This window comes from Staphylococcus sp. EG-SA-2 (assembly GCF_017152085.1).
Window position 1 is genome coordinate 1 of the sequence record NZ_JACYHC010001234.1, and the last position, 633, is coordinate 633.

The window sequence follows — 633 nt, forward strand, 5'->3', positions numbered from 1 at the left end:
TCTAAGGAGGATATGACAATATGAAAATTTTAGATAGAATTAATGAACTTGCAAATAAAGAAAAAGTCCAACCACTTACTGTAGCTGAAAAACAAGAACAACATGCATTGCGTCAAGACTACTTAAGCATGATCCGAGGACAAGTATTAACAACATTTTCCACAATAAAAGTGGTTGATCCAATCGGTCAGGATGTCACACCAGATAAAGTGTATGATCTTCGCCAACAATACGGTTATATTCAAAATTAATATTTGCTCACGAGGTATTGCACTTAAGGTGCCAACTGACCTCATAAACAAAGCCCATACTGATTGAAGACACTAATGTGTCCACCATGTCTCTTACGACATGTGCACATTAAACCTTCATCTTTGTATGGGCTTTTTATTTATTCTTTTGAGAATTTCATTTTAGCAGACCAAAAAATTAAAATGGTGTCCATCAAGATCTTTGAACATTGCACCATAAAACCCTTGGCTTACTGTTGGTTCTTGAACGACTGTGCCACCCGCTTCTTTCACTTTATTCACCAACTGGTCAACTTCTTCATTTGTGTTCACACCTAGAGAAATCATCACTTCATTTGGTTCAGTATTAAGGCTTTGCTGACTTACATTTTGAAAATGCTTG

The 633-nt window shown here is 36.2% G+C and carries 2 protein-coding genes; one reads left to right on the top strand and one right to left on the bottom strand.

All coding sequences use genetic code 11. From position 1 onward, the window contains the following. The first annotated feature begins 20 nt into the window (after nt 1-20). Nucleotides 21-251: a DUF896 domain-containing protein gene (locus tag IDG60_RS19950; protein ID WP_000697134.1), complete on the top strand. Its 231-nt coding sequence runs from the start codon at nt 21-23 to the stop codon at nt 249-251. Between the two features lie 162 nt (nt 252-413). Here IDG60_RS19950 and IDG60_RS19955 read toward each other — a convergent pair. After that, nucleotides 414-633: VOC family protein (locus IDG60_RS19955; RefSeq protein ID WP_276570666.1), on the bottom strand; the 220-nt coding region annotated here is incomplete at its 5' end.